The organism is Haloplanus sp. CK5-1, assembly GCF_037201915.1.
Classification (GTDB): Archaea; Halobacteriota; Halobacteria; order Halobacteriales; family Haloferacaceae; genus Haloplanus; species Haloplanus salilacus.
On sequence record NZ_CP147505.1, the window covers coordinates 2,814,241 to 2,828,310 of the forward strand.

16 protein-coding genes are annotated in these 14,070 nt (G+C 69.7%); 7 read left to right on the forward strand and 9 right to left on the reverse strand.

What is annotated here, in order from left to right; translation table 11 throughout:
* Positions 1–13 precede the first annotated feature (13 nt).
* Complete coding sequence (locus NBT81_RS14860; protein ID WP_338739616.1) at positions 14–1,081, forward strand: iron transporter; 1,068 nt, start codon at positions 14–16, stop codon at positions 1,079–1,081.
* A 39-nt stretch (positions 1,082–1,120) separates the two neighbouring features.
* Complete coding sequence (gene artA, locus NBT81_RS14865; protein WP_338739617.1) at positions 1,121–2,065, forward strand: archaeosortase A; 945 nt, start codon at positions 1,121–1,123, stop codon at positions 2,063–2,065.
* Between the two features lie 147 nt (positions 2,066–2,212).
* On the opposite strand, the gene dph5 is transcribed toward artA, so the two are convergent.
* Together dph5 and NBT81_RS14875 are read right to left on the reverse strand one after the other, a co-directional pair.
* Positions 2,213–3,007, reverse strand: coding sequence for a diphthine synthase (gene dph5, locus NBT81_RS14870; protein WP_338739618.1), 795 nt, complete (start codon positions 3,005–3,007; stop codon positions 2,213–2,215).
* 69 nt (positions 3,008–3,076) lie between these two features.
* The gene (locus NBT81_RS14875) at positions 3,077–3,232 is read right to left on the reverse strand and encodes a DUF7563 family protein (RefSeq protein ID WP_338739620.1); all 156 of its coding nucleotides are present in this window, start codon (positions 3,230–3,232) and stop codon (positions 3,077–3,079) included.
* A 119-nt stretch (positions 3,233–3,351) separates the two neighbouring features.
* Here NBT81_RS14875 and cofD point away from each other — a divergent pair, with 119 nt between their 5' ends.
* Genes cofD through NBT81_RS14900 form a run of 5 tightly spaced genes read left to right on the forward strand, consistent with a single transcriptional unit; the run spans position 3,352 to position 6,859 of the window.
* On the forward strand, positions 3,352–4,344 hold the full coding sequence (gene cofD / locus NBT81_RS14880) for a 2-phospho-L-lactate transferase (RefSeq protein WP_338739621.1): 993 nt from the start codon (positions 3,352–3,354) through the stop codon (positions 4,342–4,344).
* Entirely contained in the window at positions 4,344–5,123 is a 780-nt protein-coding gene (locus tag NBT81_RS14885; RefSeq protein WP_338739622.1) for a tRNA-dihydrouridine synthase, read from the forward strand. Before cofD ends, NBT81_RS14885 begins: the two co-directional genes overlap by 1 nt.
* The gene (locus NBT81_RS14890) at positions 5,120–6,031 is read left to right on the forward strand and encodes a triphosphoribosyl-dephospho-CoA synthase (protein WP_338739623.1); all 912 of its coding nucleotides are present in this window, start codon (positions 5,120–5,122) and stop codon (positions 6,029–6,031) included. Before NBT81_RS14885 ends, NBT81_RS14890 begins: the two co-directional genes overlap by 4 nt.
* Positions 6,028–6,639, forward strand: coding sequence for a DUF447 domain-containing protein (locus tag NBT81_RS14895; protein WP_338739624.1), 612 nt, complete (start codon positions 6,028–6,030; stop codon positions 6,637–6,639). Before NBT81_RS14890 ends, NBT81_RS14895 begins: the two co-directional genes overlap by 4 nt.
* A gap of 25 nt (positions 6,640–6,664) precedes the next feature.
* Positions 6,665–6,859 carry a 30S ribosomal protein S17e gene (locus NBT81_RS14900; RefSeq protein WP_299332984.1) on the forward strand — a complete coding sequence of 65 codons (195 nt, stop codon included), beginning with the start codon at positions 6,665–6,667 and terminating at the stop codon, positions 6,857–6,859.
* Between the two features lie 43 nt (positions 6,860–6,902).
* Here the strand turns inward: NBT81_RS14900 and NBT81_RS14905 are convergent, their stop codons facing one another.
* The 7 genes from NBT81_RS14905 to NBT81_RS14935 all read right to left on the reverse strand — a co-directional run bounded on the left by NBT81_RS14905 (position 6,903) and on the right by NBT81_RS14935 (position 14,024).
* Positions 6,903–7,976 (reverse strand): PAS domain-containing sensor histidine kinase, encoded by a 1,074-nt coding sequence (locus NBT81_RS14905; RefSeq protein ID WP_338739625.1) that lies wholly within the window; start codon positions 7,974–7,976, stop codon positions 6,903–6,905.
* On the reverse strand, positions 7,889–8,458 hold the full coding sequence (locus NBT81_RS14910; protein ID WP_338739626.1) for a hypothetical protein: 570 nt from the start codon (positions 8,456–8,458) through the stop codon (positions 7,889–7,891). Before NBT81_RS14910 ends, NBT81_RS14905 begins: the two co-directional genes overlap by 88 nt.
* 90 nt (positions 8,459–8,548) lie before the next feature.
* Positions 8,549–8,821 carry an acc operon protein gene (locus NBT81_RS14915; RefSeq protein WP_338739627.1) on the reverse strand — a complete coding sequence of 91 codons (273 nt, stop codon included), beginning with the start codon at positions 8,819–8,821 and terminating at the stop codon, positions 8,549–8,551.
* Positions 8,821–10,365 (reverse strand): acyl-CoA carboxylase subunit beta, encoded by a 1,545-nt coding sequence (locus tag NBT81_RS14920; RefSeq protein ID WP_338742566.1) that lies wholly within the window; start codon positions 10,363–10,365, stop codon positions 8,821–8,823. Before NBT81_RS14920 ends, NBT81_RS14915 begins: the two co-directional genes overlap by 1 nt.
* Before the next feature lie 70 nt (positions 10,366–10,435).
* Positions 10,436–11,860: a sodium-dependent transporter gene (locus NBT81_RS14925; RefSeq protein ID WP_338739628.1), complete on the reverse strand. Its 1,425-nt coding sequence runs from the start codon at positions 11,858–11,860 to the stop codon at positions 10,436–10,438.
* A gap of 64 nt (positions 11,861–11,924) precedes the next feature.
* On the reverse strand, positions 11,925–13,262 hold the full coding sequence (locus tag NBT81_RS14930; protein WP_338739629.1) for a sodium-dependent transporter: 1,338 nt from the start codon (positions 13,260–13,262) through the stop codon (positions 11,925–11,927).
* A 54-nt stretch (positions 13,263–13,316) separates the two neighbouring features.
* The gene (locus tag NBT81_RS14935; RefSeq protein WP_338739630.1) at positions 13,317–14,024 is read right to left on the reverse strand and encodes an SDR family oxidoreductase; all 708 of its coding nucleotides are present in this window, start codon (positions 14,022–14,024) and stop codon (positions 13,317–13,319) included.
* Between the last annotated feature and the right edge of the window lie 46 nt (positions 14,025–14,070).

Sequence of the window (14,070 nt, forward strand, 5' to 3'; positions counted from 1 at the left end):
TCCGAGAACGGGTATGGAGCGTCGAGATTTGCTTCGGGCCGGCGGCGTGATGGCGGCGGCGTCGATGGCGGGCTGTTCCGGCCTCGTCGAGACGCAGGCCGGGAACGTCCCGCCGGTCCTCGAGGACCGTCCCGATGGGGTGTATCACCCGACGCACGTCGAGGGGATGGACGTGGTCGACACGGCTACCGGCGGCGACTACGCCGTCGGCCTGTTCTACAGCTACCCCCACCGGTTCTGGAACGTCAACGGCGACGACGTCTCGATCACGGAGATCGACCGCGACGACGCCGTCCACCTGATGGCCAGCGTCTGGGATCGCGAGACCGAGACGGTCCTGCCCGACACCGGCCTGTCGGCCGAGATCTACCGCGACGGCTCGCTCGTCTCCCAAGAGGCGATCTACCCCATGCTCTCACAGCCGATGGGCTTTCACTACGGGGCGAACTTCGGGCTCGACGGCGACGGGACCTACGACGTGCGGTTGAGCGTCGGCGCGATGGCGACCCGTCGGACGGGCGCGTTCGAGGGCCGGTTCACCGATCCGGCGACCGTCGAGGTCCCCTTCGAGTACAGCGAGAGCGCGAAAGCCGAGATCGACTTCCGGCAACTCGACGACGCCGGGGCTCCCGGCGCGGTCGACCCGATGTCGATGGGATCGATCCCGACGGCCGTCGCTCCCGCCGAATCGGGCCTGCCGGGGACGGTCCTCGGGGCGGGAACCAGCGACGACGCGCGCCTCGTCGTCACCGCCCTCGACGACCCGCCGGCGGGCGTCGACGGGACGGGAACCTACCTCGCCGTCTCGGCGCGGACCCGTTACAACCGGATGGTGATCCCGGCGATGGCGCTGTCGGCGACGCTCGACCGCGACGGGGAGACGGTCGTCGAGGCCGACCTCGAACGGACCCTCGACCCCGAGTTGGGCTACCACTACGGGGCGGCCGTCGAGCGCGTGACCTCGGGCGACGAACTCACGCTCTCGGTCACCGTCCAGCCCCAGACCGCTCGCCACGAAGGGTACGAGACGGCCTTCGGCGGCCTACTCGGTGGGATGTCGGACGTGACGATCCGCGTGTGAACGACAAAGGATTTAGCCGTCGATACCGTTCGTCCGCCCATGGTCGGCCCACTCACCGACGCACTCGCTTGGGCCGTCGTCGGCCTCTTCCTCACCGGCGCGCTCCTCAGGCGGTCGGATCGCGCCGGTGCGCGAGGGGCCACCGTCGGCGCGTGGGTCGCCTTCGCCCTCTTCTGGGCCGCGCTGGTCCCCCACTTCGCGTTCGAGCAGAAGAGCTTCGTCGAGGGCTTTCTCTCCCTCGCCGCCGTCCCGGCGTCGCTGTACGTCGGCTGGCTCCTCCACTCGGGCCGTGACTCGCTGTTCGTCCTCTCGACGGCCGTCGCCGTCATGGGCGTCGTCTACCTCCCCTTCGAGACGATTCCGGCGGTGACGGTCGCCGGTCTCTCGCTTCCCTCGCCGCGCTATGTCCTCATCTCCCACACGACCGCACAGACCCAGTGGGCGATGGACTTACTCGGCTACTCGCCGACGCTCGTCGAGGGGGATCAGGGGTATCTCAACACGTTCAAGTTCGTCACCGAGGGCGGGCACGTCATCCTCTTCTCCATCATCCTCGCGTGTACGGGGCTGGGGAGCATCGCCATCTTCGTCGGTCTCATCGCCGCCGTCGACGCGCCGCTCTCCCGGAAGCTCCGCGCCCTCGCCGTCGCCGTGCCCATCATCTACGTCCTCAACATCATGCGGACGACGTTCATCGCCGTGATGTTCGGCAAGCAGTACATGCAGTGGTTCGTCGACGAGGTCCTCTTCCTGTTTGGCGGGACCGATCCCTACAAGGTCTCCTTCTACCTCTCGGATCGGGTCATCAGTCAGGTGCTCGCGGTGGTCGCTTTGATCGGCATCACGTTCCTCGTGATCCGAGAGCTCCCCGAACTTCTGACGATCGTCGAGGACGTCCTCTACATCGTCACGCGGGAGGAGTACGACCTCCGCGAGGCGCTCGACCTGCCCGACGAGAGCGAACTCGGTCCCGGTGCGGACTGACCGGACCGAGTTCGGCGTCGGCCTTACCCGGCTGGCGGCCGTATCGCCGGCTCATGACGGGAGCTGACCGGTTCATGTTCTGGGCGCTGGTCGTCGTCTTCGTGGGTATCGCGCTGGGCCTGGCGCTCGCGGTCGTCGCTCCCTGATCTAGTCGTCCGGGAGCAGGTCGGCCGGCGCGCCGGCGAGCGTCCGCAGGGCGTCGGCCTCGACGTGGTGGATCTCGCCCGGAATCACCAGGAGGTGGAGCGGGTCGCCGAACGATCGGTCGGCGAGCGCGGAGAGTCGGTCCGCGACGACCACTGGGTCGGGACTCCCCGCTCGCGCCACCGCCACGGCCAGCCGATCGGGCCACTCTTCGGCCAGCAACTCCGCCGCGCGGTCGGCGGCCATGTACGTCTCGCCCGCATCCGCGCCGCGGCAGTCGTCGACCTTGATGTCGAGATAGACGAGCGTGTGGAGGCCCCGGTCGCGGTTCGACGCGACCGACTCGACGACGGACGCGGGGACGGCGTCGCCGCCGTGGGCACGGGGGAAGGGGAGAGTCACCGCCTTCCCGAAGCGGTAGTTCTGGAGCCCGGTGAGGCCGCTCGCGGCCGACGCCGCGGAGACGCCGTGGATCACTCGGGTGTCGATCCCACGGTCGATGGCCCGCAGGCGGAGGTCGACGTGGGTCGTCGAGATCATCGAGTCGCCGGCGGTCAGGAAGACGGCGTCGCCCTCGGCGGCGGCGTCCAAGATGGGTGTGGGATCACGCTCGACGCCGGCGCGGTCTCGCACCGCGATGTCGACGCCGTGGTGGGCTTCGAGGTCCGGGACGGACGTCCCGACGAGGCGACTGGTGTAGAACTCCGCGAAGGCGCGGTCGGCCCGACGGAGGGCGTCCCGTCCCTCGACCGTGATCGACCGCTCGTCGTAGAGACCGAGGCCGACGAAGGTGAGCATACGGGTCGTGGGGGACGGGGCCGGTTAAGCGTGGGCGATCCGCTCTGCTTCGCTCTGCTCCGCTCCGAGTTACTGCCGTCTCGCGCGCGCCTGCCGGACGTCGGCGCCGTCGCGGACCAAATCCTCGCAGTTCGGGCAGACGCGCGGTTCGGTCATTCCGGTCGGCGCGAACACTCGGACGTAGTCGTCGGTGACGAACGAGCCACAGTTCTGACAGCTCGGCATACGTGCCAAACAGGGATATCGGCCGGTATGTACGTTACGGCTATCGGCGTGTCGACCCCGACGATTCGGGCGACGACCGCCGCCCAAAGGCACAAATCCACCGGGATGTTACCCCGTCCATGGTCACCTTTCTCGCCGGCGGGACGGGCACGCCAAAACTGCTTGACGGGGTCGACGCCGCCTTCGACCCCGCGGCGGTGACGGTCGTCGCCAACACCGGCGACGACGTGGAACTCGGCGGCCACCTCGTCTGTCCCGACCTCGACACCGTCCTCTTTCAGGGCGGCGGCGTCCTCGACCGCGAGACGTGGTGGGGGATCGACGGCGACACGACCGCGACCCACGACGAACTCGGCCGCTTGGCGTCGGCCGTCGACCTCGAAGCGGGACCGCGCTATCTGCCCCCGGAGCGCCAGACCGAGGGCAGACGGCTGGCCCGGTGGCGGCGCTTCTCCGCCGTCGCGGAGTTCATGGAGATCGGCGACCGCGACCGGGCGGTCCACCTCACCCGAACCAGCCTCCTCGACGAGGGAGACACCCTCACCGAGGTCACCCGACTGCTCGCCGACGCCTTCGACCTCGATTCGACGCTCCTCCCGATGAGCGACGACCCCGTCGCGACGATCGTCCACACCGAGGCGGGCGCGATGCACTTCCAGGAGTACTGGGTCGCACGCCGCGCCGCCCCGACAGTCGTCGACGTGAAGTTCCGGGGAGCCGAGACCGCCGAACCGACGCCCGAGGTGCTCGACGCGCTCTCCGATCCGGTCGTGATCGGCCCCTCCAACCCCGTCACGAGCGTCGGGCCGATCCGCGCGCTCCCGGGGGTCGACGAGGCCCTCGACGCCACGCCGGTCGTCGCCGTCTCCCCCTTCGTCGAGGACGAGGTGTTCTCCGGCCCGGCCGCCGAGTTGATGCGCGGCGTCGGGCGCGACCCCTCGACCGCCGGCGTCGCCGCCGCCTACCCCTTCGTCGACGCGTTCGTCCTCGACGCCGACGACGGGACCGACCTCGCCCGGCCGGTCGTCCACACCGACACCCGAATCGACGACACCGACGACGCCCGGCGGGTGGTCAGCGCCGTCGCGGACGCCCTCGCGGAGGCCCCGTGATGCTCGCCCTCGCCAGTCTCAGCGGGGTGGCCGACGCGGCGTGGGCACGGGACGGGACGCCCCACGCCGACCTCGCCGTCCTCGGCGGCATCGCCCTCGACGACGCCTCGCAGTCGGCCGCACGGGACCTGGTCGCCCGCGGCCGCGAGGAGTTCCTCCCCGCCGACCCCCTCGCGTTCGTCGACGACCAACTCGACGCCCTCGCCGACGCCCCGATCCGGGCGGGAATGAACGTCCGGAGCGCGACCGTCGATCCGGTCCGCGAGGCCGCGGAGATCTGTGCCGCCCACGACGCTCTCCTCGAGATCAACGCCCACTGTCGACAGGACGAGCTCCGCGCGGTCGGCTGTGGCGAGACGCTCCTCCGCGACGCCGACCGACTGGCGCGGTACGTCGCCGCCGCGAGCGACACCGGGACGACCGTGAGCGTGAAGGTGCGGGCGGAGGTCGAGGGTGTCGACCTCCCGACGGTGGCCTCGCGACTCGCGGACGCGGGTGCGGACGTCCTCCACGTCGACGCGATGGACTCCGAACCCGTCGTCGCCGACGTCGCCGCCGCTGCACCCGATCTCTTCCTCCTCGCCAACAACGGCGTCCGCGACCGGGCGACCGCGTGGGAGTATCTCGCCTACGGCGCGGACGGCGTCAGCGTCGGCCGGGCGAGCGACGATCCGGCAGTCCTCCGGCGGGTGGCCCGCACCGTCGACGACTGGCAGCGACGCGAGGGGGACAGCGACGGGGTCGACCCCACACTCGACGGCCCGGAGGTGACGCGGTGACCCGACGCGACCATCCCCGTCCCGACGTGACGCCGGTCGACCACGCCGAACTCGCCTTACTGTTGGAGGTGGCGAGTACGCCCAAGCCGGGCAACGTCGACAGGCACCGCGAGTACGACGACCTCCGGTTCGAGCACTTCCTCGCGGGAGCGGTCGGCTCCCGGCCGGGACTCCGGATGGCTGCCGACGCCGACGCCGACGCCGACGCCGACGCCGACGCCGACGCCGACGCCGACGCGACCCCCGGCCTCGGCGACGCCTTCGAGCGCGCGGTCCGGGGAATGAGCCAACAGGACGGCGACAACACGCAGTTCGGCTGTCTCCTCCTCCTCTGTCCGCTGGTGCGTGCGGCCGCCACGGATCGCTTATCGCCGTCGGGAGTCGCGAGTGTCGCCGAGGCGACGACCGTCGAGGACGCCGCGGCCTTCTACCGCGCGTTCGACCACGTCGACGTGGCGGTCGGCGACCCGCCGCCCGAGGCCGACGCCCTCGACGTGCGACGCGGCGGCGACGCGGTGCCGACACTCCGGGACCGCGGGCTGACCCTCGCCGACGTGATGGCCCTGAGCGCGGACCGGGACGGCAACGCCCACGAGTGGGCGACGGGCTTCGAGCGCACCTTCCGGGCCGCCGACCGCGTCCTCAACGACGAGGGCCCGGTCTCGGACCGACTCGCGCGGGTCTTCCTCGCTCTCCTCGCGGAGCGACCGGACACGCTCGTGGCGGTCGAACACGGCGAGGAGCGGGCGCGGGCGGTGAGCCGGCGCGCCGCGGCGGTGCAGGGTGACCTCGACGCCGCGGCGGACCTGGCCGACGCGTTCCACGAGGAGGGGATCAACCCCGGGACGACGGCGGATCTGGTCGCGGCGGCGGCCTTCGTCGCGCTCGAACGGGGGGTGCGGGTGTGAGCGACGAGTCGACTCCCGACGGATGGCCGGTCGCGCTCCGTGGCGTCACCGAGTCCGTGGTGGCGACGCTCGGACCGAACGACCGCTGGAACCAGGCGGCGCTCGGCCTCCACGCCCCCGACGACGGCGGTCCAGTCACGGCGGTGACGTGGGGTCGAACCCGGACTCGCGGCAACTTCGAGCGACGGGACGGTGGCGTCGTCCAGTTCACGACCGATCCCCGCGAGTTCGTCGACGCCGCACTCGACGTGACCGAAACCGAGGAACCGGTTCGGGACGGCGCGGCCGCGTGGGTCGAGGTGGACGCCGAGCGGGTGGCCGAGGGCGAAGACGGCGGGACCGAGTGGATCCGCTGGGCGCTCACGCCCCGGTCGTCGAGCGTCGTCGAGCGGACGGTGCCGACGATCAACCGCGGGTTCTACGCCGTCGTCGACGCGACGGTCGCCGCCTCACGACTCGACGTGTCGGCCTACGACACCGCGGCCCTGCTCGATCGACTCGCGTACTTCGCGGAGACGGTCGAGCGGTGTGGCGGGCATCGGGAGCGGACGGCGTTCGCCCGGATCGACGACCTGACCGACTGGCGCGACCGGAACGAATCGCTTTAGTGGCCCACCCGCCCAACGTACCGACATGGCGATCAAACCCAAGTACGTCAAACAGCTCGGTGGGCTCCTCTTGGAGCGGTATCCCGAGGCGTTCAACGCCGACTTCGAGACGAACAAGGAGAGCGTATCGAAGTTGACCAACGTCGAATCGAAGGGCGTTCGCAACCGGATCGCGGGCTACATCACGCGGAAGAACGCTGGCCCGGCGCAGGGTTCCTGAACCGGCCGTCTTCTCGAAGTTCTCTTCGGCTCGTAGCGTCGGCTCACTCCGGGCGTTTGAGCTCGACGGTGAACACGACGCCGCTCGGTTCGTTGGCGTCGGCCCACACCCGACCGTCGTACTCCCGGACGAGGACGTCGACGATGGACAGCCCGAACCCACCCCAGTCGCGGGCGTGGCCGTAACGTTCCTCCCCGAACAGTTCGGTCCGTCGCTCCGGCTGGATGCCGTCGCCGTCGTCGGCGACGGTGACCGTGACCGTCTCCGGTTCGGCCTCGACCCCGACGGTGACGGTGACTGCGGCGGGGTCGTTGTGTTCGACTGCGTTCGTCAGCAGGTTGTCGAACACCGTCTCCAGCATGTCGTCGGCGCGGACGCGGAGTTCCCCGTCCGGAGGTGTGTACTCGACGGTCGCGTCCGGATACGACTCCCGGACGGACGCGACGGCATCCTCGAGGGGATCCGATGGGTCGATACACCGGTCGACCTCCACGTCGACCGCGAGGCGACGTGCGGTCTGGACGAGGTCGACCACCTCCTCGCTCCGGTGGCGGATCACGTCGAAGTCAGCCTGCCGGTCCTCCGGCACCGACGGTTCGAGCGCGTCGAGTTTCGCCATCACGAGGTTCATGCCGTTGAGGACGTTGTGTCTGAGCAGCCGGTTGAGAAACCGGACGCGAGCCCGCTCCTCGACGACTTCGGCCTCGCGTTCGGCGCGGTCGGTTACGTCGTGGAGTGCCGACAGGTGGTAGCCGGGCAGGACGTTCGCCGTGGCGGCGAAGGCGACGGTCCGCGTCTCGCCGTCCGGCCGCAGGAGGTCGATTTCGCCCCGCCGTCGGTCCTCGTCGGCGAACGGAGCGTCGCTGTCGAGGAAGTCGCCGACGTGCATGCCGATCAGTTCCGACCGCGGGAGCCCGAACAGATCCGCCGCAGCCGGGTTCGCGGCCACGTACCGTCCCTCGTCGTCGGTGATCACGAGGGCGTCGAGCGTTCCCTCGAACACCGCCCGGAACTGGCGTTCCCGGCGGCTCAGCCGTTCGTGTCGGCATCTCGCGCGCACGTCGTACCGGCTGACGAGGAGGCCACCGACGGCGCCGAAGGCCGCCAGTTCGTACACGAGAAACAGCGGCGAGTCGACGACGTGGCCGTGGCTGGCAGCGGCGAGTCGACGACGTGGCCGTGGCTGGCGTGGAGCGTGACGATGTACAGCGAGCCGACGCCCACCGCCCCGAACCCGGTCGCCACCCAGAACGCCGTCACCGGCGGCGCAGGGGGGTCCGCCTCGTAGTAGAGCCACACCGACGTTCCGACCAGAATCGCTCCGAACACCAACGGCACCGCGTCGCCCAACACCCCTTCGACCGATCCACCGTGTCGGAGCAGGTGGTACAGGGGAGTGCCGAGGAGGACGACGCCGACGGCGAGGACGACACCACTCCCGAGACGACGGCGACGCCGAGCCGACACGTCGGGGACGACCGAATCCAGCCAGCCGGTCAGTCCCGCCTGCGTCGGTCGCTCGCCGAGGAGACCGGCGAAGGCGTCCTCGCCGGGCCGCCCGACGGTCACGTCGTCGGTTCCCCCGTATCGTTCGCTCATTCGATCCTGTGGGCGGCTACACGTGATGGCCCTATATGCGTACGGGTACTATTCACCTGACAGACACGTCGGAGCGTCGCTCCGGGCCGATCAGAGGCGGTCGGCCCGGCCGGCAGCGGTCCACTCGTCGGTCGGTGTCCCGTCGGTGACCCGGACCGACTGCCCTTGGAGGGTCGCGAGTCGGCCGGCGAAGACCCACCGGCCGTCGGCCCAAGTGTCGGCCTCTTCGTCCGCTGTGGCGGCCGCGGCGAGGTAGCCGTCGCGAACGTGTGCGCCCACGGCGGCCGCGATGGCCGCGGCCTCCTCGTCGTCGGCGTCCTCCGGGACGTCGAGGTCGAGGTCGGGAGCGGGCGTTCGGGCCATCAGATCGGGATGTTGCCGTGTTTCTTCTCGGGCGGGTTCTCGCGTTTGGTCTTGAGCATGTGGAGGTCGTCGACGAGGCGCGTCCGGGTCTCCTGTGGTTCGATGACGTCGTCGATGAACCCCCGGTCGGCGGCGGTGTAGGGGTTGGCGAACTCCTCGCGGTACTCCGCGACGAGGTCGGCTCGGCGGGCCTCGGGGTCGTCGGCCGCGTCGAGTTCGTCGCTGTAGAGGATGTTCACTGCGCCCTCCGGGCCCATCACCGCGAGTTCGGCGGTGGGCCACGCGTAGTTCACGTCCGCGCCGAGGTGTTTCGACGCCATGACGCAGTAGGCGCCGCCGTAGGCCTTCCGCGTGATGACGGTGAGGAGTGGAACGGTCGCCTCGGAGAAGGCGTAGAGGAGTTTCGCGCCGTGGCGGATGATCCCCCGGTGTTCCTGGTCGGTGCCGGGCATGTACCCCGGCACGTCGACGAAGGTGACGATGGGGACGTTGAACGCGTCACAGAAGCGGACGAACCGCGAGGCCTTCATGCTGGCGTCGACGGTCAGCGTCCCGGCGTTCGACCGGGGTTGGTTGGCGACGACGCCGACGGAGTGGCCGTCGAGGCGGCCGAACCCGACGACGACGTTTCTCGCCCAGTCGGCGTGAATCTCGAAGAACGAGCCCTCGTCGACGACGCCACCGATCACGTCCCGCATGTCGTAGGGTTTCCGTGGCTGATCGGGGACGACGTCGGTGAGTTCGTCCGCCGAGCGGTCCGGGTCGTCCCACGGGTCGACCCGTGGCGGGTCCTCGACGTTGTTCTGGGGGAGATAGGAGAGCAGACGGCGGATATTGTCGAGTGCCGTCTCCTCGTCCTCGTAGGCGCCGTGGGCGACACCCGTCTTCGAGGCGTGGGTGGCCGCCCCGCCGAGTTCCTCGAAGGTCACCTCCTCGCCGGTGACCGTCTCGATCACGTCCGGGCCGGTGATGAACATGTGACTGGTGTCGCTGACCATGAACACGAAGTCCGTGATCGCGGGGGAGTAGACCGCACCGCCGGCACAGGGGCCCATGATCCCCGATATCTGTGGGACGACGCCGCTCGCCCGTTCGTTGCGGTGGAAGATGTCGGTGTAGCCCGCGAGGCTCCGGACGCCCTCCTGAATGCGCGCCCCCGCGGAGTCGTTGAGGCCGACGATCGGTGCGCCGACGTCCATCGCCTTGTCCATCACTTTACAGATCTTCTCGGCCATCACCTCGCCGAGCGACCCGCCGAAGACGGTGAAGTCGTGGGCGAAGACGAACGTCTTGCGGCCGTTCACGTCGCCGTACCCCGTGACAACACCGTCGCCGGGGAGTCGTTTCTCTTCCATGCCGAACTTGTGGGTTCGGTGGGTGCGGAACTGGTCGAACTCGGTGAACGTGCCGTCGTCGAGGAAGTAGTCGACCCGCTCGCGGGCGGTCATCTTCCCTTTCGCGTGTTGGGACTCGATGCGGTCCTCGCCGCCGCCGAGGAGGGCCCGCGCCCGCTTCTCGCGAAGCTCCTCGATGCGGTCCTCCATGGTCATGGTCGACCACCTATCATCGTACGATAGAGGTTCGACCGGCGGCAAAAGGATTCCGACGCCGGGATCAGACCGCGGCCCGCCGACGTCGGAGGCCGACGAGGGTCGCGCCAACGGCGACGCCCACGACGCCGACGGCGGCGCCAACCGTCGGCCAGAAGCCGACGCGCCCGTCGACGCCGGCGGTCGTCAGCAGCGTGAACACGAGGAACGTGGGGATGGCGACGCCGACGGCGAACAGCCACGGCGTCGCGAGGCGGGACGCGAACGCCCCGGCACCGGTCAGGTACTCCTCGATCGCGTCGCGGCCGAGCACCCACCCCGCAAAGAGGAGGAAGGCGATCAGGCCGACGGTGAGCAACAGGTCGACGAGGGTGCCCGCGACGAAGTCGAAGAGGCCCGGTCGGAGCGCAGTGACGCTTCCGGTCGTCGCGATCAGTGCGAGGAGCGACCCGACCGCCCGTCGCCGCGACCACCCTCCTTCGTCGACGAGGACGGCGACGGGGATCTCCAGCATGCTGATCGAACTCGACAACGCAGCGAGGGTGACGACGCCGAAGAAGACGACTGCCAGTGCTTCGCCGCCGGGGAGGGCGGCGAAGGCGCCGGCGATACCGACGAACAGCGCCCCGGGGCCGCCCGTCCCGGGGTCGACGCCCTGCGAGAACAGCAGGGGGAAGACGACGAGGCCGGCGAGGACGCCGACGCCCGTGTTGAGCAGGGCGATGACCGACCCGTCGAAGGGGAGCGAGCGATCCTCGTCGAGGTAGGACGCGTAGGTGATCATCGTCCCGGCACCGACCGAGAGGGTAAAGAGTGCCTGTCCGGCCGCCGGGCCGAGGACCGCAAAGAGGTTCTCCCGCAGGCCGTCGAGGTCGAACGCGAGGAAGAAGTCGTAGCCTGCACCGGTGCCGGAGCGTGTCGACACCCAGGCAGCCATCCCGACCAACAGGACGAGGACGGCGGGCACCATCACTTTCGTCCCGAGTTCGATGCCCCGGCGAACCCCGCCGAGAACGATGGCCCCCGTCACGCCGAGAAACAGGAGGTGGTACGCGACGGCGTGAGCGCCGAAGGAGACGCTCCCGAAGTAGGCACCGGGGTCGGCGAGGTAGGCCGCCCCGCCGGTGAACGGCCCCACGAGGGAGACGAGCAGGTACCGGAGGATCCACCCGCCGACGACGCTGTAGAAAGAGAGGAGGGCGACGCCCGTGAGTGCGGAGAGTCCGCCGACGGCGGCCCACCGCCGTGATCCGGACAGATCGTGTAGCGCGCCCACGGGGTTGCGCCGGGCGCGACGCCCGATCACGAACTCCCCGAGGAGACCCGGCACCCCGACTGCGAGGATGATCAGTAGGTAGACCACGAGGAAGGCGCTCCCGCCGTTCTCGGCAGTCATCCAGGGGAACCGCCAGATGTTCCCCAGTCCTACCGCACTCCCGGCGGCGGCGAGGATGAAGCCGCTCCGCGTGGCCCACGTCTCTCGTGCCATCGTCTCCCATTCGGTCGAAGCGCCTCAAGTGGGTTTCGAGTCGCGAGGCGTCAGCGGATCGAAACTACACCACTGCGGCGTCCAAGAGGCCGGCGTCGACGGCGAGGGTCTGCAGACCGAGCAGGAGCGTCACCAGGACGCCGAGGGGTACGAGCGTGCGAACGAACCAGAGCCACGCAACCGCTCCCGACTCGCTCAGCCCGGTCCCACGCCGGAGTTCGCTGACGGCGGCGTCGGCGTCGACCCAGCCGACGAACAGGAGGAGAGTGAGCACCGACAGGGGAAGCAGGAGGTTGTAGGCGATGGCGTTGTACCAGCCGAGGATCGACAGGCCGAACGCGCTCGGCACGCCGAGTGCGAAGATGGCGACGCCGAGGGCGACGGCGATGGTCGAGCGTTCGCGGTCGGTGTTGTCGACCAGGTAGGACGTGACGACTTCGAGGAGACTGATCGCCGAGGAGAGCGCGGCCAACAGGAGGACGAGGAAGAACGCGACGCCGAGGATGCGCCCGGCGGGCAACTGCGCGAACGCGCCGGCGAGCGTGATGAACGCCGCCCCCAGCCCGCCGCTCCCGGGTTCGATCCCCAGCGAGAACAGGATGGGGAAGACGACGAGGCCGGCGAGCAGACCGACGACCGTGTTGAGGACGACGATGGTTCCGCCGTCGACCGGCAGGGAGTCGTCGCGGCCGATGTAGGAGGCGTAGGTGATCATCGCACCCATCCCCAACGAGAGGGTGAAGAAGGCCTGCCCCACCGCCGCGGGAAGGATCGTACCGATGTTCGCGACTAGTGCGTCGATGTCCGGCGAGAGGTAGTAGGCGTACCCGGCGGCCCCGCCGTCGAGACCGCCCGCCCACACCGCGAGCCCGATCAGGAGTGCGACGATACTCGGCACCATCAGTTTCGTCGAGCGCTCGATACCGTCGGTCACGCCGAGGGCGACGACGCCGACGGTCACCGCCATGAACAGCGCGTGGAAGCCGACCGCCTCCGGCCCGGCGGAGATCGCCCCGAAGTACGCCTCGGAGCCGGAGAAGTACGTCCCCCGTGCGCTCCCGACGACGTACCGGATCACCCAGCCGCCGACGACGCTGTAGAAAGAGAGGATCCAGAACGCCGAGAGCGTCCCGAGGACGCCGACGATCCGCCAGTCGCGGTGGCCGAGGCGGGCGAAGGCATCGATCGGATTGCGCTCGGCGCGCCGACCGACGACGAACTCCGAGAGCATCGCCGGGAAGCCGATCAGAAAGACGGCGGCGAGGTAGACGACGATGAACGCCGCGCCGCCGTTGGCCCCCGTCTGGAACGGGAACTGCCAGACGTTACCTAGCCCCACGGCGCTGCCGACGGCCGCGAGGATGAAGCCGAGTCTCGTTGCCCACGTCTCTCGTTGTGACATTTGCCGACCGTACTCGGAGTGTGTAAAAAAGTCCCACGGTCCGGACGCGCCGTCTCAGGCCTCGCCGTACACCGGGACCGCCGCGCCACTCGTTGCCGTCGTCGCGCCGGAACAGAGCGCGAGGACGGTCCGTGCGATGTCGGCGGGGTCGACCCACTCGTCGTGGTCGGCGTCGGGCATCATCTCTCGGTTCGCCGGGGTGTCGATGACGCTCGGCATGATCGCGTTCGCCCGGACGGCACCCTCGTTCTCCGCGGCGATCGTCTCGGTCAACAGGCGCACTGCGGCCTTCGACGCCCGGTACGGCCCGTCGCCCTCACCTCCCGAAAGCGACGACCGCGAGGCGACGCTCACGACGCTCCCCTGCCGAGCCCGGAGGTGTGGAAGGGCGTGTTTCGAGGCCAGGAACATCGTCTTGCAGTTCACGTCGAACAGGAAGTCGAACGTCTCGACGTCGGTCTCGTGGATCGGATCTCCCCCGCGCCACGTCCCGGCGACGGTACAGAGGTGGTCGAGGCCACCGTGGTCGTCTACGACCGACTCGACGACGCCCGCGACGTCGTCCTCGTCGGTAAAGTCGCCCCGGTAGTAGTCCACCTCCCCGGGGTTGACGAGCGATCCCTCGTCGTCCGGCGCGACGACGTCCGCCCCACAGACGGTCGCCCCGGCGTCGTCGAACGCCGTCGCGATCGCGCTCCCGAGCGCACCGCTCGCGCCCGTGACCAGTACCACCCGATCCTCGAAGTCAAAGGATGTCGACATGCCAAACTGTTCGGGGGCGCGACACAAAAGCCCGAGGCCGATCCGG

Bases quoted from the DNA above. Each gene is read 5' to 3' on its own strand.
- NBT81_RS14860 (WP_338739616.1), top strand. From the start codon at position 14: ATGGAGCGTCGAGATTTGCTTCGGGCCGGCGGCGTGATGGCGGCGGCG.
- NBT81_RS14925 (WP_338739628.1), bottom strand. From the start codon at position 11,860: ATGGCACGAGAGACGTGGGCCACGCGGAGCGGCTTCATCCTCGCCGCC.
- NBT81_RS14920 (WP_338742566.1), bottom strand. From the start codon at position 10,365: ATGGAGGACCGCATCGAGGAGCTTCGCGAGAAGCGGGCGCGGGCCCTC.
- NBT81_RS14875 (WP_338739620.1), bottom strand. From the start codon at position 3,232: ATGCCGAGCTGTCAGAACTGTGGCTCGTTCGTCACCGACGACTACGTC.
- NBT81_RS14900 (WP_299332984.1), top strand. From the start codon at position 6,665: ATGGCGATCAAACCCAAGTACGTCAAACAGCTCGGTGGGCTCCTCTTG.
- cofD (WP_338739621.1), top strand. From the start codon at position 3,352: ATGGTCACCTTTCTCGCCGGCGGGACGGGCACGCCAAAACTGCTTGAC.
- NBT81_RS14915 (WP_338739627.1), bottom strand. From the start codon at position 8,821: ATGGCCCGAACGCCCGCTCCCGACCTCGACCTCGACGTCCCGGAGGAC.
- NBT81_RS14935 (WP_338739630.1), bottom strand. From the start codon at position 14,024: ATGTCGACATCCTTTGACTTCGAGGATCGGGTGGTACTGGTCACGGGC.
- artA (WP_338739617.1), top strand. From the start codon at position 1,121: ATGGTCGGCCCACTCACCGACGCACTCGCTTGGGCCGTCGTCGGCCTC.
- dph5 (WP_338739618.1), bottom strand. From the start codon at position 3,007: ATGCTCACCTTCGTCGGCCTCGGTCTCTACGACGAGCGGTCGATCACG.
- NBT81_RS14930 (WP_338739629.1), bottom strand. From the start codon at position 13,262: ATGTCACAACGAGAGACGTGGGCAACGAGACTCGGCTTCATCCTCGCG.
- NBT81_RS14885 (WP_338739622.1), top strand. From the start codon at position 4,344: ATGCTCGCCCTCGCCAGTCTCAGCGGGGTGGCCGACGCGGCGTGGGCA.
- NBT81_RS14910 (WP_338739626.1), bottom strand. From the start codon at position 8,458: ATGAGCGAACGATACGGGGGAACCGACGACGTGACCGTCGGGCGGCCC.